19 protein-coding genes are annotated in these 23,344 nt (G+C 58.4%); 9 read left to right on the forward strand and 10 right to left on the reverse strand.

From position 1 onward, the window contains the following. Positions 1 to 62: 62 nt before the first annotated feature. Positions 63 to 1,136, forward strand: coding sequence for an NAD(P)H-dependent glycerol-3-phosphate dehydrogenase (locus tag FPZ52_RS08455; RefSeq protein WP_146365025.1), 1,074 nt, complete (start codon positions 63 to 65; stop codon positions 1,134 to 1,136). Between the two features lie 44 nt (positions 1,137 to 1,180). Here the strand turns inward: FPZ52_RS08455 and FPZ52_RS08460 are convergent, their stop codons facing one another. From FPZ52_RS08460 to FPZ52_RS18900, 4 genes are all read right to left on the reverse strand, one after another. After that, positions 1,181 to 1,375, reverse strand: coding sequence for a CsbD family protein (locus FPZ52_RS08460; RefSeq protein WP_146365026.1), 195 nt, complete (start codon positions 1,373 to 1,375; stop codon positions 1,181 to 1,183). A 68-nt stretch (positions 1,376 to 1,443) separates the two neighbouring features. Further along, positions 1,444 to 3,201, reverse strand: coding sequence for a sensor histidine kinase (locus FPZ52_RS08465; RefSeq protein WP_146365027.1), 1,758 nt, complete (start codon positions 3,199 to 3,201; stop codon positions 1,444 to 1,446). Continuing rightward, complete coding sequence (locus FPZ52_RS08470; protein WP_146365028.1) at positions 3,201 to 3,758, reverse strand: RNA polymerase sigma factor; 558 nt, start codon at positions 3,756 to 3,758, stop codon at positions 3,201 to 3,203. Before FPZ52_RS08470 ends, FPZ52_RS08465 begins: the two co-directional genes overlap by 1 nt. After that, a complete protein-coding gene (locus FPZ52_RS18900) occupies positions 3,745 to 3,918 on the reverse strand; it encodes a NepR family anti-sigma factor (RefSeq protein ID WP_168201290.1) in 174 nt (57 codons plus the stop codon). Before FPZ52_RS18900 ends, FPZ52_RS08470 begins: the two co-directional genes overlap by 14 nt. An 80-nt stretch (positions 3,919 to 3,998) precedes the next feature. Between FPZ52_RS18900 and FPZ52_RS08475 the strand changes: the two genes are divergently transcribed. Further along, positions 3,999 to 4,808 carry a response regulator gene (locus FPZ52_RS08475; RefSeq protein WP_146365029.1) on the forward strand — a complete coding sequence of 270 codons (810 nt, stop codon included), beginning with the start codon at positions 3,999 to 4,001 and terminating at the stop codon, positions 4,806 to 4,808. A gap of 40 nt (positions 4,809 to 4,848) precedes the next feature. Here the strand turns inward: FPZ52_RS08475 and glpK are convergent, their stop codons facing one another. Together glpK and glpD are read right to left on the reverse strand one after the other, a co-directional pair. After that, positions 4,849 to 6,336: a glycerol kinase GlpK gene (glpK, locus tag FPZ52_RS08480; protein ID WP_146365030.1), complete on the reverse strand. Its 1,488-nt coding sequence runs from the start codon at positions 6,334 to 6,336 to the stop codon at positions 4,849 to 4,851. Continuing rightward, complete coding sequence (gene glpD, locus FPZ52_RS08485) at positions 6,296 to 7,918, reverse strand: glycerol-3-phosphate dehydrogenase (RefSeq protein ID WP_146365031.1); 1,623 nt, start codon at positions 7,916 to 7,918, stop codon at positions 6,296 to 6,298. The genes glpK and glpD overlap by 41 nt, the downstream gene beginning before the upstream one ends. Positions 7,919 to 8,280: 362 nt before the next feature. On the opposite strand from glpD, the gene FPZ52_RS08490 reads away from it, so the two are divergent. From FPZ52_RS08490 to FPZ52_RS08505, 4 genes are read left to right on the forward strand one after another with little or no spacing between them, the layout of a single operon-like run. Then, positions 8,281 to 9,864, forward strand: coding sequence for a peptide ABC transporter substrate-binding protein (locus FPZ52_RS08490; protein ID WP_146365032.1), 1,584 nt, complete (start codon positions 8,281 to 8,283; stop codon positions 9,862 to 9,864). A gap of 56 nt (positions 9,865 to 9,920) precedes the next feature. Continuing rightward, positions 9,921 to 10,844, forward strand: coding sequence for an oligopeptide ABC transporter permease OppB (gene oppB, locus FPZ52_RS08495; protein WP_146365033.1), 924 nt, complete (start codon positions 9,921 to 9,923; stop codon positions 10,842 to 10,844). Positions 10,845 to 10,852: 8 nt separating this feature from the next. Continuing rightward, the gene (locus FPZ52_RS08500) at positions 10,853 to 12,001 is read left to right on the forward strand and encodes an ABC transporter permease (protein ID WP_146365034.1); all 1,149 of its coding nucleotides are present in this window, start codon (positions 10,853 to 10,855) and stop codon (positions 11,999 to 12,001) included. A gap of 1 nt (position 12,002) precedes the next feature. Then, positions 12,003 to 13,631, forward strand: coding sequence for an ABC transporter ATP-binding protein (locus FPZ52_RS08505; RefSeq protein WP_146365035.1), 1,629 nt, complete (start codon positions 12,003 to 12,005; stop codon positions 13,629 to 13,631). Positions 13,632 to 13,640: 9 nt separating this feature from the next. Here FPZ52_RS08505 and FPZ52_RS08510 read toward each other — a convergent pair whose 3' ends face one another. Further along, positions 13,641 to 14,105 (reverse strand): phasin family protein, encoded by a 465-nt coding sequence (locus tag FPZ52_RS08510; RefSeq protein ID WP_146365036.1) that lies wholly within the window; start codon positions 14,103 to 14,105, stop codon positions 13,641 to 13,643. 215 nt (positions 14,106 to 14,320) lie between these two features. On the opposite strand from FPZ52_RS08510, the gene FPZ52_RS08515 reads away from it, so the two are divergent. Both FPZ52_RS08515 and FPZ52_RS08520 read left to right on the forward strand, forming a co-directional pair. Then, complete coding sequence (locus FPZ52_RS08515; protein ID WP_146365037.1) at positions 14,321 to 14,842, forward strand: SH3 domain-containing protein; 522 nt, start codon at positions 14,321 to 14,323, stop codon at positions 14,840 to 14,842. 40 nt (positions 14,843 to 14,882) lie between these two features. Beyond that, positions 14,883 to 15,761, forward strand: a complete 879-nt coding sequence (locus FPZ52_RS08520) for a cation diffusion facilitator family transporter (RefSeq protein ID WP_146365038.1) — start codon at positions 14,883 to 14,885, stop codon at positions 15,759 to 15,761. 3 nt (positions 15,762 to 15,764) lie between these two features. Here the strand turns inward: FPZ52_RS08520 and FPZ52_RS08525 are convergent, their stop codons facing one another. Genes FPZ52_RS08525 through dut form a run of 3 tightly spaced genes read right to left on the reverse strand, consistent with a single transcriptional unit; the run spans position 15,765 to position 19,333 of the window. Next, entirely contained in the window at positions 15,765 to 17,789 is a 2,025-nt protein-coding gene (locus tag FPZ52_RS08525) for a M3 family metallopeptidase (RefSeq protein ID WP_146365039.1), read from the reverse strand. Between the two features lie 24 nt (positions 17,790 to 17,813). Then, positions 17,814 to 18,884 carry a HesA/MoeB/ThiF family protein gene (locus tag FPZ52_RS08530; protein WP_146365040.1) on the reverse strand — a complete coding sequence of 357 codons (1,071 nt, stop codon included), beginning with the start codon at positions 18,882 to 18,884 and terminating at the stop codon, positions 17,814 to 17,816. After that, positions 18,884 to 19,333, reverse strand: coding sequence for a dUTP diphosphatase (dut, locus tag FPZ52_RS08535; protein ID WP_146365712.1), 450 nt, complete (start codon positions 19,331 to 19,333; stop codon positions 18,884 to 18,886). Before dut ends, FPZ52_RS08530 begins: the two co-directional genes overlap by 1 nt. Before the next feature lie 221 nt (positions 19,334 to 19,554). On the opposite strand from dut, the gene metH reads away from it, so the two are divergent. After that, the gene (gene metH / locus FPZ52_RS08540) at positions 19,555 to 23,331 is read left to right on the forward strand and encodes a methionine synthase (RefSeq protein ID WP_205758578.1); all 3,777 of its coding nucleotides are present in this window, start codon (positions 19,555 to 19,557) and stop codon (positions 23,329 to 23,331) included. The last annotated feature ends 13 nt before the right edge of the window (positions 23,332 to 23,344 follow it).

The raw sequence follows: 23,344 nt of genomic DNA on the forward strand, positions 1-23,344 counted from the left end.
CCATTTAGTCAGCCCAAGAAAGTCGCTATTGGCGGGATATAGTCGCTCCATGAGGAATCCCTATGACCGAGTCAGACAACCACCCTTCTGCGATAGAACAACTCACGATTCTGGGAGCTGGCGCATGGGGTACGGCGCTTGCTGCCATTTCTCGGCGCGCAGGGCAAAGGGTCACGCTTTGGGGCCGGGATGCCGAGATACTGGCAGACATCAAACACGTCCAGAAAAACCCACGTTTTCTGCCAGATATCGAGCTGCCTGCCGGAATTGAGACAACAACCGATCCGTGGCAAGCTTGTAAGAGCACTCAGGCCGTCCTTGTAGTCATACCATCGCGCAGTTTACGGCAAGTTTGCCAGACCTTTGCGCCGCATCTGCCAACTGGCATCCCGATTGTTCTGTGCTGCAAGGGGATCGAACAAGGTAGCGGTCTGCTGATGAGCGAAGTCGCGCAACAAGAGTTGCCAAACCACCCCATCGGGGCGCTTTCCGGCCCGACTTTCGCAACCGAGGCTGCGCGAGGCTACCCGACCGCTGCCACAATCGCCCTGCCATTCAGTGAACAGGATCGTCGGTATCCGGCCAATAGCGACGCATCCCGACTTGCTAGGGCCCTGAGCAACGACGGCTTCCGCCCCTATGTCTCGGATGATTTGGTTGGCGTTGAAATCGGCGGTGCGGTGAAGAACGTCATCGCCATCGCCTGCGGGATCATGACCGGGGCGGGCTTTGCAGAGAACACCCGCGCAGTGCTGATTACCCGCGGGCTCGAAGAAATGAAGCGCTTGGCGCAGGCCTTGGGCGGGCGTCGAGAAACACTTTCCGGGCTGTCGGGGATGGGGGATCTGACGCTGACCTGCTCCAGCCAGACGTCGCGCAATATGTCGCTTGGCTTTCAGTTGGGCCAAGGCAGGTCGCGGGTCGACTGCTTCGATGGGCGTGACGTCGTTGTAGAGGGGGAAGTTAACGCCGTCTCCGTCACCGATCTTGCACGACAGTTAGGCGTGGAAATGCCGATTTGTGAAACGGTGAATGCCGTTCTGCATGGTGACGCACCGCTCAAGGAAAGCTTCGTAAAGCTGTGGAACAGGCCACTTAAAAGCGAGTCACAGTCGCTACCAATCTCGCTTGAATGACAGCAAAACCCGAGAGATAACTCTCCCGGGTTTACGCAATTCAATTATCTTGCAAGCCAGCGGTCAACCGCTTCCTTGGCTTCTTCGCGCGTCTTGCCGTAACGCTCTTGGATCTTGCCTTCCAGTTGTTGCCGGTCACCGGCAACCTGATCCAGATCGTCATTGGTAAGCTCACCCCACTGCTTTTGAACCTCGCCCTGGAGCTGCTTCCACTTGCCTTGAATTTGATCCCAATTCATCTTGGAGTCTCCTTTCCAATCTTGTGTAGAATGAACGCCAAGATACTCTGCCGGTTCCGCCAAAATGATTAGGTACGAGTGTCCGCCGGTCCTACGGCCGCCGCGAAGTCAAACTCGCGTACGGGAAACTTTACCCATAGACGAAATATCTTGTCCGTCGCTTCAATCTCGACCGAACTGCCCAGCTGACGCGCAAACGCTTCAATCAGTCGTGATCCCAGTCCGCTGCCGACCTCGTTGCCGTCTTCCGCGACAGTGGGGCTGCCTTGCGAATTGGCCACCTCGAACAGAAGCTGACCATCTTCTTGCCGCAGTAACGTGACCGATAACCAGGGGGAGCCATGCTCTGGCGTGCCCAAATACTTAACCGCATTGGTTATCGCCTCGCTCGCCATAAGAGACAGCGGTACAGCCTGATCCGGGTACAAGGTCATCTGATTATCCAGTTCCATCTGCAGATCGAGGTGCTCAATGCCCGCTCGTCCCACGCCGATGATCTGATTGGCGATATCACGGATCAGCACATCGGCCTCCACGCGAGACAATTCCGACGTCTGATAGAGATTTCGATGCACCATCGCGAGCCCGAGAACACGGTCCTGTAGCCGCTGCAAAACGGCATGGGTTTCCGGTTCTCGCACTTTGCGCATCTGCATGTTCATTATGGAAGAAATCAATTGCAGGTTGTTTTTTACGCGGTGATGCACTTCTTTCAGCAACACGTCGCGTTCATGCAAGGTGTTTTCCAGATCCGCCTCGTCGCGCAGCACGATTTCCGTCATGCGCGACAACGTACGATTCATGTCCGTCAGTTCAGTCGGCATATCGGAGTCGTCGCCGTCATCCCGCAATTCACGATGTAGTGCAAAAGCACGCATCTTGGCCTGAAGCAACCTTACATGTCGGATGACCATGCGATGCATCGCAATATACGCGACAATCAGGCTGGTCAGCCACATTACGACCGGAAAGATCGCGCCAGACCAATAGCGGTTGCCAAGGCCGGCAACTTCGGAATCACCCTCCCAGCGACCCAAAGCATAAACCGCGTTGGCGATCACAGGTACGACTGCAAATACACGTTCGCGCCCCAAACCATCTACATCCGTGAAGGCCGTGGGCGGGGCACCAATGAACGCGGACAGGTCGCGGTTCGCGGGAATACGGTTCTGGACGTTCTCCGATCCCAACTGAGCGGTCAGAACATCCCCATTGGCGTTGAATGTGATAAGTTCGAGCGCACGTCCGCCCGATGGCGATACTTCTGTATCTTCGATTGCTGAGTGGGGAAGCGAGATGGTTAGAAAACCCAGAAACTGGTCATTCTCATAAACAGGTTCACGAATGTTCACGACTGGCACTTCGGACACCTGAGGGTCCGCAATGATTTCCACAGACCGGATGCGCTCGGACAATATCCTCTGAACCGTCTCGCTATCCCTGAAATCATAAACGCCCGGCGAGGACGAGCATTTGACCATCCCGTCGGCACCTAAAAATCCCGCGAAAGTGTAGTCTTCCGTCGCACGTAGAAAACGCTGAAACCGATCCTGACACCCCTCGGCATCCGTAAGCAGGTCTGGAATCGTCGTGGACAACGCACGTGCAGCACCGAATGCGCCCTCAATCACGCGCCGTTCCCGATAGGCGGCCTGCTCCGTCAGCAACTGCAAACTGAGGCGGGATTGACGCGCAGTGGCTTGACTGACCAAGGCGGTTTGAAACACCGAGATCACCCCCAGCGGCAGAAGTGCAATCGACAAGAATATGACCACGCGGACATCCAGCCGGTTAAGGCTTTGCCGCAACCAGTTGGTTTTTCCCATTACATGGCCTGGGTGCGGTTAGACGTCAGCACCGCAATGGTTGCCGTATCGGTCAGTTCCAACTTGTCCGTTTCATCCAGCTTCAGCAGTTTCGCCAATCGCGCACGACCACGATTCGCACGGCTTTTGATCGTGCCAACAGCACAGCCGCAGGTTTCCGCAGCCTCTTCATATGAAAAGCCTTCTGCACCCACCAAAATCAGTGCTTCGCGTTGCTCGGCTGGCAATTGCGCAAAAGCCCGTTTGAAATCGTTCATCTGCAGATGCCCGTCATGAGCGGGCTTTTCGGCCAATCCTGCCGAATAGGTTCCCTCGGGATCGGCAACCTCACGCTTTGACTTGCGCCGCGCTGAGTAAAAGGTGTTGCGCAGAATCGTAAACAGCCACGCACGCAAATTCGTGCCCGGTTGAAAACTGTCAATATTCGACCAAGCTTTCACAACCGTGTCTTGAACCAAATCATCCGCCGCCGCCGGATTACGGCTCAGGCTCAGCGCAAATGCACGCATCGCCGGAAGATGTTCGACCAGCTCTTCTCTTGGGTCAGGATGGCTCATTACTGGTATCCTTGTCCCGCAACTTAGCCAGCAGTTCGGTGAATCGGTCCGGCAGCTCTTCGGACAGGGTTTCCTGGTAGATTCGCTTCAGGTTGTCATCAATGTGACGGGATGGCCTGCCAGATGCCTCATGCCCCGTCTCGTTGTTTTCTTTCGCCATAACCAGTCCTTACACTAATGTGGAACTAAAGACGCAACAGGGCGTTTGGTTCCAGTTGCTTTAAGAAAAAGGTGAAAACTATGCGAGATGTGCAACAGAGCGAGCTGTCGGAATTGATCGGGCGGGAGCTCCCTTATCTTCGCAGATACGCGCGCGCACTGACAGGGAGTCAGAAAAGCGGAGATAATTTTGCTATCGCGACTCTGGAAGCCCTGATCGAAGATTCAGGCACTGCACGCTCTGCGAGTTCCGTGAAGGTAGCGCTATTTCGCACGTTTCATGTCATCTGGACCAGTTCCGGAGCACCCGTTGACGAAGAAAGCGACAACCTCCGCGCCAAGGCGCAACGGCATATGAGCACCCTGACCCCTAACAGCCGTGAAGCTCTGCTGCTGCACTCTGTTGAAGAGTTCCGACTGGACGAAATTGCCGAAATCATGGATATGACGCAAGAGGAAGCCGACGATCTGGTGTCAATCGCACGTCGTGAGATGGAAGACCGCGTGAGTGGCAAGGTCATGATCATCGAAGACGAAGCCATCATCGCAATGGACATCCAAAGCATCGTCGCCGATATGGGACACTTGGTCACCGGCGTGGCCACGACTCGCACCGAAGCCGTCAAGCTGGGCAAAGCGGAACGCCCCGATCTGATCCTTGCCGATATCCAGCTTGCCGACAATTCCTCTGGTATCGACGCGGTCAATGATTTGCTGGGCGAACTTGGCGACACGCCGGTCATCTTCATCACGGCGTTCCCTGATCGCCTGCTGACAGGCGAGAAACCGGAACCCGCCTTCCTTATCTCGAAACCCTACAAGGAAGAGCAGGTTCGTTCGGCTGTCAGCCAGGCAATGTTCTTCTCATCCACAGAAACGCTGGTCGCCTAGCCTATTGGTCGCGGGTGCATCGCTGCACCCGCCCATCGCCTCAAGCCTGCATGGTGGCTTTCACCGCCCGCTGCCACGCTGCGTATTTCTTGTCGCGTACATCCTCTGGCATCGACGGCTTAAACCTACGCTCCAGGGACCAGTCGCGCGCGAATTCCTCCATCTGAGGATAAACGCCAGCTTGCATACCTGCCAGCCAGGCCGCACCAGTAGCAGTCGTCTCGAGCACTTCGGGACGGTCTACCGGCGCACCAATAATGTCGGACAGGAACTGCATCGCCCAGTCAGATGCTGACATTCCACCATCCACACGCAAGACCTGTCCCCCGGCTTCGGCATCCCAGTCCGCGTGCATTGCTTCCAGCAAATCGCGCGTCTGAAAGCCAACACTTTCCAGTGCGGCCCTGGCGAGTTCGGCGGGCCCGGAATTGCGCGTCAGCCCATAGATCGCACCACGGCATTCAGCATGCCAATAGGGCGCGCCCAGCCCCGTGAAGGCAGGTACAAGAATCACCGACTGTTCCGGATCGGCAGACTCGGCAAGCGGCTGCGTTTCTTTGGCTTCCCGGATGATCTTCAGCCCGTCACGCAACCACTGCACGACGGCTCCAGCGATGAAAATCGACCCTTCTAGCGCATAAGTCGGCCTTCCGCCAAACTGATAGCCGATCGTCGTCAGCAAGCGGTTCTGGCTGGCTACCGGAGTCGCACCCGTATTCAACAACGCAAAACATCCTGTGCCATACGTCGATTTCAACATACCAGGCTCAAAGCACGCCTGCCCGATGGTGGCAGCCTGCTGATCACCCGCAACACCCAGAATAGGCAATTCACGCCCGAACAGGTCCGGACGTGTGTGTCCGAATTCAGCGGCGCAGTCTTTCACTTCTGGAAGCAGGCTCATGGGAATGCCGAGCAGCTTGCAGATATCCTCACTCCAGCAGCCTTGATGGATGTCATATAGCAATGTGCGGGCAGCATTCGTTGCATCCGTCGCGTGAACCGCACCACCCGTCAGCTTCCAGATCAGGAAGCAATCGACGGTGCCGAACAGCAGATCACCTGCTTCAGCCTTCGCCCGAGCACCGTCCACATTGTCCAATATCCACGCCAGTTTTGTGCCCGAGAAATAAGGATCGAGCAAAAGACCGGTTTTCTCTTTGATCACGTCCTCATGCCCGTCCGCGCGCAACTTGGCGCACAAGGACGCGGTACGACGATCTTGCCAGACAATCGCGTTATGCACCGGTTGTCCCGTTTTGCGGTCCCACAGAACAACCGTTTCTCGCTGGTTGGTGATACCGACGGCCGCTATACTACCCGAGGACACGCCCGCGCGCTCAATCACCTGGCGGCATGTTCCCGCAGTCGTGGACCACAGATCGGACACGTCATGTTCGACCCATCCGGATGCGGGATAATGCTGCTCGAATTCTTCCTGCGCGATGGCGACGACCTTCAGCGCCTCATCAAAAATAATAGCGCGACTAGAGGTTGTCCCCTGATCGATCGCCAGCACGTAGTTCATTCTGTCCTCCCGTCATTCGCGCATCCCGCATCCATTCTTCAATACGGGCCACCTGTTGTTCGGATAAGACAAGTCCCAGCTTAGTGCGGCGCCAAATGACGTCTTCCGCAGAGCGCGCGTATTCTTCCGACATCAACCAGCGAAGTTCGACCTCGGTCAAGCCCGCACCAAAATCTTCGCCCAGATCTGCGTCGCTCGCGGCACCGCCCAACAGGCCGAAAGCATCGGTGCCATATTGACGGATCAGACGAATCGCACGCCTTTCACCCAGGAACGGATACTGTCCGACCAACTTTTCTATTAGCGCGGCCACACCGTCGACCGCAAAATCTCCGCCGGGAAGAGCGACACCCGCAGTCCAGTTGTCCGGCATGTCGGGAAACACGGCTTTCAGCCGCTCCATCGCCGACTCCGCCAATTTGCGGTAGGTGGTGATCTTGCCGCCAAATACGCTGAGCAAAGGAGCGCCTGACCGATCCAGAGATAACACATAGTCGCGCGTTGCAGCTGTGGCAGAACTTGCACCGTCATCGTAGAGAGGCCGCACGCCCGAGTACGTCCAAACGATATCGTCGCGGGTCACTTGCGTGTCGAAATACCCGGACACGAAGCGACACAGATAGTCTTCCTCCTCCTCGGTGCACACGGCAGGCTGTGACGGGTCACCATGATCCTGATCCGTCGTGCCGATCAGGGTGAAGTCATTTTGATAAGGGATCGCGAAGACAATCCGTCCGTCCGCACCCTGCAGAAAATAGCAGTGATCGTGGTCGAACAACTTTCGCGTCACGATATGACTGCCCCGCACCAGGCGCACCTTCTCCGATGTCTCGATGCCCAGTGTCTGCTTCAGCGTCTCCGCCACCCAAGGTCCGGCCGCGTTTACCACTGCCCGCGCACGCACGACCTGCCGCTGACCTGTGTCCACGTTCTTCACGGATACCTGCCAAACATCACCGCCGCGTTCCGCGCCGACCACCTCACAGCCAGTCCGCACTTTCACCCCACGCCGCTGCGCATCCTTTGCGTTGAGAACAACGAGCCGCGCGTCATCGACCCAGCAATCGGAATATTCATAGGCCTTTCGAAACTGCGACTTGAGGGGCTTGCCCACCGGATCTTCAGTCAGATCGACCGAGCGCGCCGCAGGTAACAGCTTCCGCCCACCCAAACTGTCATAGATGAACAACCCCAACCGAATTAACCAATCAGGCCGCCTGCCCTTCGCCCAAGGCATCAGGACCGACAGCAAGCGCGACGTCGGAGTTTGCGTGTCGAACCGCATTTCGGGATGAAGCGGCAACACGAAACGCATCGGCCAGCTTATGTGAGGCATCGCCCGAAGCAAGGTCTCGCGCTCCTTCAGTGCCTCGCGCACAAGGCGGAACTCGAAAAATTCCAGATAGCGCAACCCACCGTGAAACAGCTTGGTCGATGCGGATGAAGTCGCCGAGGCCAGATCCGCCTTTTCTGCCAGCAATACCGACAGACCACGCCCCGCGGCATCTCGTGCGATACCGCAGCCATTTATGCCGCCGCCGATGACGAGAAGATCGACCGGCTCGTCGGGGCTAGTAGTCACCTGTCAGGCCTCCACTTCCAGTCCAAAGGACGTGATTTCTTTCGCTTATGTTCGTTTATGCATCGTTGATGTTCAAGTAAAAAGCATAATTCCCTTCGAAAATGTGCGAATTCGGCCAAAGCACGGCGAATCGAATCGCTGGTTTCGATATGATTCGTTCAGCTCGCTTCGTGATGTTTCGGGCCACGAAACATTCCAAAAGCGCATAGCTGCCCTGCGCTACGATAATAACTTCCTCAGCCGGCATAACGTCGCGTGATATGATTTAGGGTCTGAAATCCGTTGACGGCCCCTGTGAAATTTCTGTGAATATGTTCACACGCGCGAAAATCGCGCAACGACCTGACAGAGAGGAACATTCCATGATTAGATCTCCGTTTCGAACGTCGCTTTTCGCGACGACAGTTCTGGCGGCAAGTGTAAGCGCGGCATCGGCTGTGACCTATGTGCGCGGCAATGACGGCGATCCGGAAACGCTGGACCAGCACAAGACCTCCACCGTGGCCGAAGCCAACATCCTGCGTGACCTTTACGAGGGTCTCGTCGTTTACGACCCAGCTGCTCAAGTCATTCCGGGCGTCGCGGAAAGCTGGGAAATTTCCGAGGATGGGACGGTCTACACTTTTGCGCTGCGCGACGATGCGAAATGGTCGAATGGCGATCCGGTGACTGCGAATGATTTCGTGTTCTCGCTGAATCGTATCATGGATCCTGCGACTGGCGCGAAATACGCCAACATCCTCTACCCGATCAAAGGCGCAGAGGCGATCAACAAAGGTGAAGGCGGCGAGCTTGGCGTCAAAGCCGTTGACGATCACACCCTGGAAATCACGCTGGAACAGCCGACACCCTATTTTCTGGAACTGCTGACACACCAGACCGGGCTGCCCGTTCATCCCGCCACTGTGGAAGAGTTCGGTGTTGATTTCGTTCAACCGGAAAACATGGTCAGCAATGGTGCGTTCGCGCTGGAAAGCGTCACGCCGAACGACAAGATCGTTTTGCAGAAAAACGCGGAATTCCACGACGCCGACAACGTCGCAATCGACACGGTTGAATTTACACCGTTCGAGGACCGTGCCAACTGCGCGCGTCGCTTTGAGGCTGGTGAGGTTCATTCGTGTTCCGACATCGCGGCGGAACAAATCGCTGATCTTCAGTCGCGCCTGGGCGACCAAGTCCGTATCGCGCCCTATCTCGGCGTCTATTACTACGGCATCAATTCCGCGCGCGAACCCTTCGACAACGTGAATGTCCGTCAGGCACTGTCCATGGTCATCGACCGTGAATTTCTGGCCGACGAAGTGTGGGCCGGTTCCATGATCGCCGCATATAGCTGGGTTCCGCCGGGCATCGGCAACTACGTGGCAGAACAGCCGCAGCTGGACTACGCAGATACACCGCTTCTGGACCGCGAAGACGAAGCCATCGCCCTGCTCGAAGAGGCAGGCTACGGCCCGGACAATCCGCTTGAAGTCGAAATCTCCTACAACACGTCGGAGAACCACAAGAACGTCGCGACCGCCATCGCGTCCATGTGGGAACCGCTGGGTGTGACAACGACCTTCAACGTGCGCGACGCATCGGCTCACTATGCTATGTTGCGCGACGAAAAGGTACACGACGTCGCCCGTGCCGGATGGATCGGCGACTATTCCGACCCGCAGAACTTCCTGTTCCTGAACCGTGCGGACAACCCGGGCTTCAACTACGGCAACTACGACAACCCGGAATATGACGCGCTGCTGGACAAGGCCGCAGCGATCACCGACCTGGATGAGCGCGCGCAGGTTCTGGCCGAAGCGGAAACCATGTTCCTGCGCGACGTACCGCAGATCCCGCTGGCGTTCTATTCCTCGCGCAGCCTGGTCTCGCCGAAGCTGCAGGGTTGGGAAGACAACATTCAGAACGTCCACCCGACGCGCTTCCTGTCAATTTCCGAATAACCTGAAAACTGGTCCGGCCTCACCTCGGCCGGGCCAAACCCGGCGAGACCTTTCCCATGCTAAGATATGTCACACGGCGCCTTCTTGGGGCGATCCCGACGCTATTCTTAATCATCACCGGCGCGTTCTTCCTGATCCGCGTCGCCCCGGGCGGCCCGTTCGATCGCGAGCGCACGCTGGAACCCACGGTGATGGAGAACCTGAACAAGATTTTCCATCTCGATAAGCCTCTGTGGGAGCAGTATTTCTACTATCTCGGCAACCTCTTCCGTGGCGATCTGGGACCGAGCTTCATCTACCGCGACTTCACTGTCGGCGAATTGCTGGCCAATGGCTTGCCCGTTTCGATGACGCTGGGTAGCCTCGCCTTGCTTTTGGCGCTCCTCATTGGTGGTACGCTGGGGTGTATTGCCGCGCTGCGCCAGAATAGCTGGATCGACTATGCCGTGATCGCCACCGCGACTTTCGGGATCACCGTGCCCAACTTCGTCGTTGCGCCGTTGCTGGCCCTGGTCTTCGGCGTATGGCTAAGCGTACTGCCTGCCGGTGGATGGAATGGCGGCGCACCCTCGAACCTCGTGCTCCCCGTCATCGCGCTGGCCTTGCCGCAAGTGGCCGTCGTCGCCCGCCTTGTGCGTGGCTCTATGATCGAGGCATTGCGATCCGACCATGTGCGCACCGCCCGCGCCTATGGCTTGCCGACCCGCATGATCGTCATTACCCATGCACTCCGTGCCGCCTGTTTGCCTGCCGTGTCCTATCTCGGCCCCGCAGCGGCAGCATTACTGACCGGCTCCATCGTGATTGAGCAAATCTTCGGCCTGCCCGGCATTGGCCGCTATTTCGTCAACGGCGCGCTGAACCGCGACTACACCCTTGTCATGGGCACAGTCGTCGTGATCGCCGTCTTCGTCGTGATCTTCAACCTGATCGTCGACATCCTTTACGCCGCGCTTGATCCGCGCGTCCGCTACGACTGAGGTATCCAATGGCTGATTTAACCGCCGACCCGATCCCGCCTCAGGGTCCGTCCGACATCCCGACTGACAGCAGCCGTTCCCTGTGGGCGACGGCGTGGCTGCGCCTGAAGAAGAACACCGCGGCCATGGTGTCGATCTGGGTGCTCGTCTTCATGATCATGGCCGGAATCTTTGGCCCGATGGTCGCTCCGCATTCCTACAGCGAAGTCTATCCGGAATTCGTCAAGGTCCCCGCATCACTTGAAGCCTATCCGCGCGAAGAGTCGCTGTTGCCCGCAGCCGAGTCGGTCGTAAAACGCGCGAGGCTCGAAGCCGACAGTGTCGAAATTGACGGCAGCACACTGCGTGTGACAGCTTCCTCGTCCCGAGAAATCGACCCTCGCGTGACGCGCTATGTGGACCGGTCCAACCTGTTCTCGGGCGCACGTATTACTGACCAGTCCGCCGATGGGACCAGCATCACGCTGGAAGCAGATGTCGCGCGCTACCACTTCTACTTCGGAACGGACGCCATTGGGCGAGACTTGCTGTCGCGCGTACTCATTTCCGTGCGCATCTCGCTGATGATCGGTGCGCTCGCGACGACCGTGGCCCTGATCATCGGCGTCACATATGGCGCAACCGCTGGCTATTTCGGGGGTCGCATCGACAATTTGATGATGCGCTTCGTCGATATCCTGTATTCGCTGCCCTTCATCTTCTTCGTGATCCTGCTGGTCGTTTTCTTTGGCCGAAACGTCGTGCTGATGTTCATCGCCGTGGGGGCCGTAGAATGGCTGGACATGGCGCGTATCGTACGCGGACAAACGATCAGCCTGCGCAAACGGGAATTCGTTCAGGCCGCGGATGCGCTTGGCGTCGGTGCCGGTGGCATCCTGCGCAGGCATATCATCCCCAACACGCTCGGTCCCGTCATCATCTACATGACACTGCTGATCCCCAAGGTGATCTTGCTGGAATCCTTCCTGTCCTTCCTTGGCCTCGGCGTGCAGGAGCCGCTGACATCGCTCGGTGTGCTGATCTCCGAAGGTGCCAAGGACATGCGCGGCGCGCCCTACATGCTGCTGTTCCCGGCAGCCACACTGACCGTCCTGCTGTTTGCCCTGAACTTCCTTGGCGATGGCCTGCGCGACGCACTCGACCCGAAGGACCGCTGATATGACCGATGAAATCGTTCTCGACATCAAGGACATCACCGTTTCCTTCGACACGCCGGATGGCGACGTTCAGGCCGTGCGCGGCGTGAACATGCAAGTCCGGCGCGGCGAAACCGTGGCCGTGGTGGGCGAATCCGGCTCTGGCAAGAGCCAGGCGATGATGGCGTCGATGGGGCTGCTGGCCTCGAACGGCAAAGCGACAGGGTCCGCGAAATACCGCGATACCGAACTGCTCGGCATGCCGAAATCGAAACTGGACAAGATCCGCGGCGCCAAGGTCACGATGATCTTTCAGGAACCGATGACCTCGCTAGATCCGCTTTATACGATCGAGCGCCAGATCGCGGAACCGCTGATGGTGCATGGCGGATTGAGCCGATCCAAGGCTAGGGCACGCGCGCTGGAACTACTGGAACTGGTCAAGATCCCCAACGCCAGGGATCGCCTGTCCGCCTATCCGCACGAGATGTCGGGTGGCCAGCGTCAACGCGTGATGATCGCCATGGCACTGGCCAATGACCCGGATCTGCTGATCGCGGACGAACCGACCACCGCGCTCGACGTGACAATCCAGGCCGAAATCCTCGGATTGCTGGCGCAGCTTCAGAAGAAGCTCGGCATGGCGATCCTGTTCATTACGCATGATCTGGGCATCGTGGAGGCCTTCGCCGACCGCGTCTACGTCATGCGCCACGGCAAGGTCGTCGAAGAAGGCCCGACCGAGCAGATCTTCAACCGCCCGGCGGAGCCCTATACACGCATGCTTCTTGACGCCGAACCGGAAGGCCGAAAAGCCCCCGTGCCGGACAGCGCCGACGTCGTCCTTCAGGCCGAGAACATGCACGTGACCTTTGGCCAGCCGGGTGGCCTTTTGCGCAGCTCGACTGAGATTCATGCCGTGAAGGGTGTCGGCCTGACGTTACGCGCCGGCCAAACAATCGGCATCGTGGGCGAAAGCGGGTCCGGCAAATCCACCCTGGGGCGCGCAATCCTGCAATTGCTGCCCGCCGATGGTCGCGTCGTCTTTGCGGGCACGGACATCAGCGGATTTGACCGTCGCCAGATGCGCCCCTACCGCAAGTCGCTGCAGGTGGTGTTCCAAGATCCTTATGGGTCGCTCAGCCCCCGTATGACGGTAGGCGAGATCATCACCGAAGGTCTATTGGTCCATGCCCCTGAAATCAGCGCAAAGGAACGTGACAAACGCGCCATTCAGGCGCTGAAAGAGGTGGATCTTGACCCCGCCGTGCGCAACCGCTTTCCGCATGAATTCTCGGGTGGGCAACGGCAGCGTATCGCGATTGCCCGCGCGCTTGTCCTGAAGCCCGGCGTGATCGTTTTGGACGAGCCGACCTCCGCGCTTGACAGGTCTGTCCAGAAACAGGTCATCACGCTTCTACGGGATCTGCAGGACAAGTACGGACTGTCCTATGTCTTCATCAGCCACGACCTCGCTGTCGTGCAGGCACTGTCCGACTACGTGATCGTAATGAAGTCAGGTCAGGTTGTGGATCAGGGCACGACCGAAAAGATCTTCGAATCTCCCGACAGCGATTACACGCAGCGCCTGATGCGCGCGGCATTCGAGCTGCGCGAAGTGCTCAACCAACAGGCGAAAGGGGCGGCCTGACCGCCCTCGTCACCCTTTGTGCGCCTTCATCCCTTCGACGGCTTCGTTGATCTGCGACCGGATGGAGGCGTATGCCTCTTCATTCGCGTCCCGTGCCGCATCGGCCAGCTTGCGCATCAACCCGAGCGCTTTCTCGACGGCCTCACCATAGGCTTCGGTCTTTTCCGTCATCGCGGCCGGCCCTGCATTCTTCTCGATCCATTCGGCCTGTTCGCGTGCCGCCGCAGTCAGTTGGCCGAAAATATCCATCTGCTTTTCCAGCAAATCCTTGTAGGCATTTGCTGCCGCCTTGTTTGCCTCAATCATAGTGTCGAAGTTCTTGCGATTGGAGTCCATCACCGAACTCATGTCGAAGGCCGCGCTCTTTTGCGGCTCGAACATTTCGAACATGCGCGAAGGGTTGAACATCTTGCTGACCTCGTCGGGATCAAACATTTTCATCATCGCACTGTAGTCGAATGGATTGGTCGCCATGGGTTGTCTCCAGATCTGCCTGCGTTCCGCTTGGTAAAGAGCATGCTGGCACGAAAGCGCCCATTCGCAAAGCGGTGAGTTGCTGCCCGTCGCAGGATGGGCACAGTCTTTGGACAAATCCTGTACGTATTCTTTCCCTCATGCGCGGCACGTGGCACATTGCGTTTAACAAGAAGTCGGCGCAATGAGCGACTCGGAGCAAGGCAGAGACAGGCATGAACAGGCGGCAGTTATGCGCCATTCTGGGCGCGTTCATTTGCATCGGGACCACCCCGTCAGGTGCAGCGCAGCAGAGCGTCGGCCCTGTCACAAACCTTCCCATCCCGCGCTTCGTTTCGCTGAAGGCATCAAACGCCAATGTGCGGCGCGGACCATCGCTCAATCACCGTGTGGACTGGGTATTTCAGCATCAGGGAATGCCGCTGATCGTGACCGGTGAATACGGGCATTGGCGGCAGGTGCGTGATCGTGACGGGCTGGGCGGTTGGGTCCACTACGCGATGCTGTCCGGCGTGCGCACCGCAATCGTCGATGTGAACGGCGCCGAAATTCACGCGCGCCCAGCGACCGACACGCCCATCCGCGCAACCGCCGAGAATGGTGTCATATTGCGTGTCGATGAATGCGAAGGGGGCTGGTGTCAGGTATCGGCCGACGGCCACAAGGGCTGGATGCAGCAGGGCCAGCTGTGGGGTGTGCTGCTAAGCGATGCGTTACCGGAGCAAGTTGCGAACTAATTGTCTTGCCGCCTCACGTCCCCGAGGCTAGGTCCAAGACATGATAAGGCCCGACACAAACCACCGTCTTGCACGATCCGCCGGTGTTGCGTCCGTTCTGGTGGCACTGACCCTTGTGTCGCTCAAGCTGTGGGCGTTTTTTGCCACCGGATCACTCGCCGTCGCGGGGTCGCTTGTGGACAGTGCGCTGGACGCAATCATGTCTCTGCTGGGGCTATGGGCGATCCTTTACGCGGCCAAGCCGCCGGATGATGATCACGCTTTCGGGCACAATTCCGCCGAGGATCTCGCCGCCCTCGCGCAAGCGCTGTTTCTTACCGTTTCAGCCTGCGCGATTGGTTTGTCCGCAGTGCGCCGTCTGCTGTCCGACAACCCGACGCAGTTGCAAGCGCAAGGCGCGGGAATGGTCGTGATGAGCGTCTCGATCACTCTGACGATCTGTCTGGTGCTGTGGCAGCGCTATGTGGGGCGAAAAACGGGAAACAAGGTGGTTCAAGCCGACGCGCTACACTATCTGTCCGATCTCCTGCCCAACATCGCCGCGATCGTAGCCCTATGGGCGTCGGCCCATTTCGGGGTCGGGCATATCGACAGTGTCATTGCGCTGATGACGGCCGCGATCCTGATCCACGGCGCGCGACGGATCGGGAAAGGCGCATGGGATGCGTTGATGGACCGCTCCGCCGACCCTGATCTCGTGGCGAAGATCGAAGACATCGCAGGCAACTGGCCCGGCGTGGATGGCTACCATGACCTGAAAACGCGCACATCGGGGGCACGCGTCTTCGTCAATCTGCATGTTGAGATCGACGGATCCCTCAGCCTGTACGACGCCCACGAAATCGGGGCGGGGCTAAGGCATGCCATTCTGGAGGCATGCCCGCAAGCCGACGTCATTATCCACAAAGACCCCGCGTGACCGTCAGGCGACCTTGTCCAGCCCTCGACCCTTCAGCAGCGCTTCGACGCCCGGCATGCGTCCACGGAAAGCACTGTAAAGCTGATCCGCCTCGCGCGTGCCACCAACCGACAGGATGTTATCTTCCAGCGACTTGGCCGTCGCCGGATCGAACACGCCGTTTTCCTTGAAGACCTCAAACGCGTCGGCATCCATTACCTCGGACCACATGTAGCTGTAATAACCGCTGGAATAGCCGTCCCCCGCAAACACATGCGCGAAATGGGGTGTCGCGTGCCGCATTCGGATGGCACGAGGCATACCCATTTCCGCAAGCAACTCCGCCTGGCGTTCCATCGCATCCTTTGGTGCAGGCCCGGAATGGAAGTCCAAATCGACCATGGCAGACGCCACATATTCCACAGTCGCAAACCCCTGATCGAAGGTTGCCGCATCCAGAAGACGCTTCAGCATGTCCTGGGGCATCGCTTCACCCGTATCGCAATGGGTCGCGAACTCCGCCAGTACCTCCGGCACTTCCAGCCAATGCTCATAAAGCTGGCTGGGCAGTTCAACAAAGTCGCGGGCAACTGAGGTGCCAGACAGCGATTCATAAGTCACATCGGAAAGCATCTGATGCAGCGCATGGCCGAATTCATGGAACAGCGTACGCGCGTCGTCATAGGACAGCAACGCAGGCTTTCCCTTTGGTGGCTTCGAAAAATTGCACACATTCAGCACTATGGGGCGGATTTCTCCTTCCAGCTTCTGCTGGCTGCGCATCGTCGTGCACCACGCGCCGGATCTCTTGGACCCGCGCGCGAAGTAGTCGCCCACGAAAACCGCCATGTGCCGACCGTCCTTGGTCACGTTCCATGCGCGGCAGTCCGGGTGATACAGGGGCACGTTTACCGGCTCAAACTCCAGCCCGAACAAGCGGTTGGCACAAGTGAACCCCGCCTCCAGCATCCGATCTAGCTGCAGATAGGGCTTCAGGGCCGATTCATCGAGATCATGCTCCGCCTTGCGACGCTTCTCGGCATAATAGTGCCAATCCCAGGGCTCGAGCTCTCCGTTCATGCCATCTTCGCGCATCATGGCCGTCATCTTGTCCGCGTCAGCATTGGCCTGCGCAACGGCCGGCGACCAGACCTGCATCAGCAGATCGCGCACCGCTTCCGGCGTCTTTGCCATTTCGGTTTCCAGCTTGTAACTGGAGAAGCTGCCATAGCCGAGCAGCTTTGCCCTTTCCTCGCGCAACGCGAGTGTCTCATTGGCGAGGTCGCGATTGTCCGTCTCGCCGCCGTTTGCGCCGCGTGCGGTCCATGCCTCAAAGGCCTTTTCACGCAGATCCCGTCGGGGGCTGAATTGCAGAAACGGCACGATCAGCGACCGCGAAAGCGTGACAACGGGGCCGTCTTTGCCCTTTTCTTCACCAGCCGAGCGGGCAGATTCCAGGACGAAATCCGGCAGACCTTCCAGATCGGCCTCTGACAATTCCATGAACCATTCGCGCTCATCTGCCAGAAGGTTCTGTGTAAACTGCGTGCCCAGCACCGCGAGCCGTTGTTTGATCTCTTTCAGCCTGTCGCGCTCATCACCCTGCAACTGCGCTCCGGCCCGAACAAACCCGCGATGCGTCACGAACAGAAGACGATGCTGTTCTTCGGTCAGATCCAACGTTTCCCGTGCATGCCAGATTTCTTCGATCCGCGCGAACAAATCAGCGTTCATGTAGATTTCGGATGTGAAGGCGGCAAGCTTCGGCGAGAACTCCCGCATCAAGGCTTCACGGGTTTCGTTGCTGTCCGCACCCGATACTCCGTAAAATACCGCCAGCACACGGTTCAACAGCGCATCCGCCCTTTCCAGCGCCTCGATCGTGTTGGCGAAATCGGGTACATTCGTATCCGCTGTGATCGCATCGATGTTTGCTCGCGTTTCGGTCAGTGCCTGCTCGAAAGCCGGAGCAAAGTCTCGGTCAGTGATCTGATCGAATGGAGGGATCTGAAATGGGGTGTCCCAGTTGGACAGAAGCGGGTTGGTCATGCGCATCTCCTTCTTGGCAAGAAGCTATGCTTGCGGCGCGCCGGCTTCCAGCCCCTTCGCCGCATTTCCGCAAATGGGGCAATCCTCGCGGGGATGAAGCGCCACTTTCCGCGTCTCGCCATAGAGCCCGTCGAAGATCAGCAACTGCCCGGCCAGCGTCCGTCCCGCACCGGTAATGTGCTTGATCGCCTCCAGCGCCATGATGGTTCCGATCACGCCCGGCAACGGGCCGACGACGCCCGCCTCGCTGCAGGTCGGGACCGATCCAGCAGCTGGAGCTTCAGGGAACGTGCACTGAAAGCAGCCATGAGCGGCTGTCGCGTCATAGAGCGAGACCTGCCCTTCCCACTGTGCAATAGCGCCACTGATCAGCGGCTTGCCTTCGGTGGCACAGACGCGATTCACCATATAGCGCGTGTCGAAGTTGTCAGACCCGTCGAGCACCAGATCAAAGTCACGCACCAAATCGGCCGCGATGTCTTCAGTCAGGCGCCGATGATAGGGAAGAATCGTGACATGCGGATTCAATCTGACCGCAAACTGCTGCGCCGAAAACACTTTCGGCATGCCCAAGGTATCTTCAGAATGAATGACCTGCCGCTGCAGATTAGCAAGCTCAACTTCGTCATCGTCTATCACGCCAATAGTGCCGACCCCCGCAGCCGTCAGATATTGGATCGCGGGAGATCCAAGACCGCCCGCACCAACCAGCAACACCTTGGCCTTATGCAGCTTCCGCTGACCGCTCCCGCCAACTTCCCGCAGCACGATGTGGCGAGCGTAGCGATCCAGTTCGCTGTCGGAGAATCCGCCGTTCCTGGTGCGCGTCCCTTTGGCTCGCGGTGCACGGTGTTTCAGATATGCCACGAGAGAGACATAGGCGACCCCCAGCGCGACAATTCCACCGCCGACGAGCCACGGCTTTACGGACCCGCCAAGCGCCATACGAAGCCCGGCCCCTTCAGGCAACACGACCAACGCCAGCAGAACGGATAGATACACGATAGCAATGCTCAGCCAGCGGGTTCTGAGCGGCACGCCCATCACCCAGCCGATCCCCCACAGCACAATCGCCAGCGCAAGAAATATGCCCATCAGCTACGCCCGGTTGATCCAAAGCCCCCCTCGCCTCGGCGGGTTTCAGACAGCTCTTCAACCTCGACCGTCGTGCAATGGCGGACATCGGCAATGACCGCCTGCGCAATCCGATCGCCATGATTGATCGCAAAGGGTTCTTTGCCGAGGTAGTAGAGCCCGATTTTCACCGTCCCACGATAGTCCTCATCCACCGTTCCCGGAGAGTTCGGGATGATGAACCCATGCTTCAGCGCCAGCCCCGATCTGGGGCGGATCTGCATTTCGGTGCCTTCAGGAAGCTCAACGCAGAACCCTGTGGATATCAGTTCAAGCTGCCCATGCTCGAAGGTCACGGGACCGTCTGGCAGGAAAGCACGCATGTCCATGCCCGCCGCACCCGCTGTCGCATAAGTTGGCAAGGGCAGATCCGTGTTGCCGTCGACCCGCTTGAATTTGACTTCACCCATATCCTGTTGTCCCTGACTGCTCTCTTGACCGATGCGGGCCGCACAATAGCCCGCAATGCGCACATGTGGTCCCATGCCGCGCTGCATTTCGCAAGTCAGCTTCACGTCTTCCCTGACAAGATGAGCCGTACTCATATTCTTCTAGCACGAGATCAATTGGACTTCGTGCGATGGAACCGCTATGCCGCCCCATTACCTCGTTGCAAAGAATGTCCTTAGCCATGCCAACCAAGCCGATTGCCCGTTCCGCCGTATTCGACCAGCTGCAAGAGGCTGCCCGACAGCGCATTCTGATCCTCGACGGCGCAATGGGTACGCAGATTCAGCAGTTGAGCTTAAGCGAGGACGATTTTCAGGGCGGTCATGGCAATGGCTGCGCATGCCATCATCTGCACGACAGCGACAAACCACAGAAGGGCAACAACGACCTTTTGAACCTCACCCAACCCGATGCGATCGAGGATATCCATTACCTCTACGCCATGGCTGGCGCAGATATCGTGGAGACGAACACTTTTTCTTCCACGACCATCGCGCAAGCAGATTATGGGCTTGAGACCGCTGTTTACGATCTGAACTTCGAAGGTGCTCGACTCGCGCGCAAAGCGATGGATCGCGCGCAGGCCGAAGATGGACGGCCCCGCTTCGTCGCTGGTGCTTTGGGTCCGACCAACCGCACTGCGTCGATCAGCCCGGATGTGAACAACCCCGGATATCGCGCTGTGACTTTCGACCAGCTTCGCGCAGCCTATGCCGAACAGGCCCGCGCCCTGATCGAGGGCGGCAGCGACATGCTTCTGATCGAAACGATCTTTGATACGCTGAACGCCAAGGCCGCCATCTTCGCCTGCGAAGAAATCTTCGCAGAGCGGGGCGAGCGTCTGCCCGTCATGATCTCTGGCACGATCACGGACCTGTCCGGCCGCACGTTGTCAGGGCAGACCCCCACAGCCTTCTGGAATTCTGTCTGCCACGCCCAGCCGCTAACTGTGGGGTTGAACTGTGCCCTCGGCGCAAATGCCATGCGCGCCCATATCGCAGAGCTTTCCGGCGTGGCCGACACGCTGATCTGCGCCTACCCGAATGCTGGCCTGCCTAACGAAATGGGCGAGTATGACGAAAGTCCCGAAGCCATGGCTGCACAGATCGCGGGCTTTGCGCAAGACGGGCTTGTGAACATCGTCGGCGGTTGCTGCGGCTCGACCTATGACCACATCCGCGCCGTAGCCGAGGCAGTGAAGCCATATGCACCCCGCGAGATCCCCGAGCATACCCCCCTGATGCGCCTTTCCGGGCTGGAGCCGTTCACGCTGACTAGCGACATTCCATTCGTTAATGTGGGTGAGCGCACGAATGTCACCGGCTCGGCCCGGTTCCGCAAGCTGATCACCAATACTGACTATGCGGCGGCGCTGGAAGTCGCACGGCAGCAGGTCGAAAATGGCGCGCAGATCATCGACATCAACATGGACGAGGGTCTGATCGATTCCAAACAGGCCATGATCGAATTCATGAACCTGATCGCCGCCGAACCGGATATCGCCCGCGTGCCGATCATGATCGACAGCTCCAAATGGGAGGTGATCGAGGCCGGTCTGCAATGTGCGCAGGGCAAGTGCATCGTGAACTCAATCTCGATGAAAGAAGGCGAGGAAGCGTTTCTGCAGCACGCACGGCTGTGTCGTGCCTATGGTGCTGCGGTCGTCGTGATGGCCTTCGACGAGGTCGGACAAGCCGACACCGAAGACCGCAAGGTCGAAATCTGCACTCGCGCCTACAAGCTGTTGACCGAAGAAGTTGGCTTCCCGCCAGAGGACATCATCTTCGATCCCAACGTCTTTGCCGTCGCCACGGGCATCGAGGAACACGACAATTACGGGGTGGACTTCATCGAGGCCACGCGCCGTATCACCACCGACTGTCCGCATGTGCATATCTCTGGCGGTGTGTCGAACCTGTCGTTTTCGTTCCGGGGCAACGAACCCGTCCGCGAAGCAATGCATGCGGTGTTCCTGTATCACGCCATTCAGGCAGGCATGGATATGGGCATCGTCAATGCTGGCCAGCTTGCCGTTTATGACCAGATCGACGAGGAACTGCGCGAAGCCTGCGAAGACGTCGTTCTGAACCGGACGCCCAAATCCGGAAACGCGACCGAGAACCTGCTTGAGATCGCCGAGAAGTATCGCGGGCAAGGTGGCGGCAAGGGCCGCGAAAAGGATATGTCCTGGCGCGAGTTGCCCGTTGAAAAGCGGCTGGAACACGCGCTGATCAACGGTATCACGGAATTCATCGAAGCCGATACCGAAGAAGCCCGCCAAAACGCCGAGCGCCCTCTGCATGTCATCGAAGGCCCGCTGATGGACGGAATGAACGTCGTGGGGGATTTGTTCGGATCGGGCAAGATGTTCCTCCCTCAGGTCGTCAAATCCGCGCGCGTCATGAAACAGGCCGTGGCGGTTCTTCTGCCCTATATGGAGGAAGAAAAGCGCCGAAACGGATCGGTTGGCCGCGACAGCGCGGGCAAGGTGCTAATGGCGACCGTCAAGGGCGACGTGCATGATATCGGCAAGAATATCGTCGGCGTCGTTCTTGCGTGCAACAACTACGAGATCATCGATCTCGGCGTCATGGTTCCTTCAGAAAAAATTCTGGCTACCGCGAAGGAGAAAAATGTCGACGTGATCGGGCTGTCCGGCTTGATTACTCCCTCGCTCGACGAGATGGTGCATGTCGCCTCCGAGATGGAGCGCGAAGGCTTCGACATCCCGCTGCTGATCGGCGGCGCGACCACCAGCCGTGTCCATACGGCGGTAAAAATCCACCCGCGATACAACAAAGGTCAGGCGCTCTATGTCACCGACGCCAGCCGCGCCGTGGGCGTCGTGTCGTCCCTGCTGTCCGACACGATCAAGCCCGATTATGTCGCCAACATTCGGGCCGAATACAGCGATGTGGCCGAAAAACACGCCCGCGCCGAACTGGCAAAGAAGCGGCTGGCGCTGAGAGACGCACGCGGAAATGCCCTGAAAATCGACTTCTCGCAGTATCAGGTCAAAGCGCCGTCCTTCCTTGGCACACGAGCCTTCGATGATTGGGATCTGGCAGAACTCGCGCGCTACATCGACTGGACGCCATTCTTCCAGACCTGGGAGATGCGGGGCGTGTATCCCCGCATCCTTGACGATGAAAGACAAGGCGAAGCAGCCCGCGCGTTGTTCGCCGATGCGCAGGCCATGCTCAAACGGATCATTGAGGAGAAATGGTTCAGGCCGCGCGCCGTTGTCGGGTTTTGGCCCGCCAATGCCGTTGGCGATGACATCCACCTGTTCACGGATGACAGCCGCACCCAAACGCTCGACACGTTCTACACGCTGCGCCAACAAACCTCGAAACGTGGCGACCGACCGAACGTGGCCCTGTCCGATTTCGTCGCTCCGGAAGGCACAGCGCCCGATTATGTCGGCGGTTTCGTTGTCACCGCGGGCGTCGAGGAAATCGCGATTGCCGAAGCATTCGAAAACGAGAATGACGACTACTCATCGATCCTCGTCAAGGCGTTGGCCGACCGTTTCGCCGAAGCATTCGCGGAACGGATGCACGAAAAGGTGCGCCAGGAGTTGTGGGGCTACGCCCCGGACGAGAACTGCTCCACCGAAGATCTGATCGCTGAGAAGTACGCGGGTATCCGCCCCGCACCCGGCTACCCGGCGCAACCCGATCACACGGAGAAAACCACTCTGTTCCGCCTGTTGGACGCGACTGCCGCGACCGGGGTGGAACTGACGGAAAGCTTCGCCATGTGGCCGGGATCGTCTGTATCGGGCCTTTATATCGGGCATCCGGACAGCTACTATTTCGGTGTTGCAAAGGTAGAGCGCGATCAGGTTGAAGACTACGCCGCGCGCAAGGGCATGTCCGTGGACGAGGTCGAGCGCTGGCTTGGGCCGATCCTGAATTACACTCCCACGCAGAAGAAAGTAATCGCGGCTGAGTGATCCGCGCTCAGGC

Origin of the sequence: Qingshengfaniella alkalisoli (genome assembly GCF_007855645.1) — a bacterium.
GTDB classification, from domain to species: Bacteria; Pseudomonadota; Alphaproteobacteria; order Rhodobacterales; family Rhodobacteraceae; genus Qingshengfaniella; species Qingshengfaniella alkalisoli.

Coding starts and splice junctions, on each gene's coding strand:
- FPZ52_RS08455 (WP_146365025.1), top strand. CDS start 63: ATGACCGAGTCAGACAACCACCCTTCTGCGATAGAACAACTCACGATT.
- FPZ52_RS08460 (WP_146365026.1), bottom strand. CDS start 1,375: ATGAATTGGGATCAAATTCAAGGCAAGTGGAAGCAGCTCCAGGGCGAG.
- FPZ52_RS08465 (WP_146365027.1), bottom strand. CDS start 3,201: ATGGGAAAAACCAACTGGTTGCGGCAAAGCCTTAACCGGCTGGATGTC.
- FPZ52_RS08470 (WP_146365028.1), bottom strand. CDS start 3,758: ATGAGCCATCCTGACCCAAGAGAAGAGCTGGTCGAACATCTTCCGGCG.
- FPZ52_RS18900 (WP_168201290.1), bottom strand. CDS start 3,918: ATGGCGAAAGAAAACAACGAGACGGGGCATGAGGCATCTGGCAGGCCA.
- FPZ52_RS08475 (WP_146365029.1), top strand. CDS start 3,999: ATGCGAGATGTGCAACAGAGCGAGCTGTCGGAATTGATCGGGCGGGAG.
- glpK (WP_146365030.1), bottom strand. CDS start 6,336: ATGAACTACGTGCTGGCGATCGATCAGGGGACAACCTCTAGTCGCGCT.
- FPZ52_RS08490 (WP_146365032.1), top strand. CDS start 8,281: ATGATTAGATCTCCGTTTCGAACGTCGCTTTTCGCGACGACAGTTCTG.
- oppB (WP_146365033.1), top strand. CDS start 9,921: ATGCTAAGATATGTCACACGGCGCCTTCTTGGGGCGATCCCGACGCTA.
- FPZ52_RS08500 (WP_146365034.1), top strand. CDS start 10,853: ATGGCTGATTTAACCGCCGACCCGATCCCGCCTCAGGGTCCGTCCGAC.
- FPZ52_RS08505 (WP_146365035.1), top strand. CDS start 12,003: ATGACCGATGAAATCGTTCTCGACATCAAGGACATCACCGTTTCCTTC.
- FPZ52_RS08510 (WP_146365036.1), bottom strand. CDS start 14,105: ATGGCGACCAATCCATTCGACTACAGTGCGATGATGAAAATGTTTGAT.
- FPZ52_RS08515 (WP_146365037.1), top strand. CDS start 14,321: ATGAACAGGCGGCAGTTATGCGCCATTCTGGGCGCGTTCATTTGCATC.
- FPZ52_RS08520 (WP_146365038.1), top strand. CDS start 14,883: ATGATAAGGCCCGACACAAACCACCGTCTTGCACGATCCGCCGGTGTT.
- FPZ52_RS08525 (WP_146365039.1), bottom strand. CDS start 17,789: ATGACCAACCCGCTTCTGTCCAACTGGGACACCCCATTTCAGATCCCT.
- FPZ52_RS08530 (WP_146365040.1), bottom strand. CDS start 18,884: ATGGGCATATTTCTTGCGCTGGCGATTGTGCTGTGGGGGATCGGCTGG.
- dut (WP_146365712.1), bottom strand. CDS start 19,333: ATGGGTGAAGTCAAATTCAAGCGGGTCGACGGCAACACGGATCTGCCC.
- metH (WP_205758578.1), top strand. CDS start 19,555: ATGCCAACCAAGCCGATTGCCCGTTCCGCCGTATTCGACCAGCTGCAA.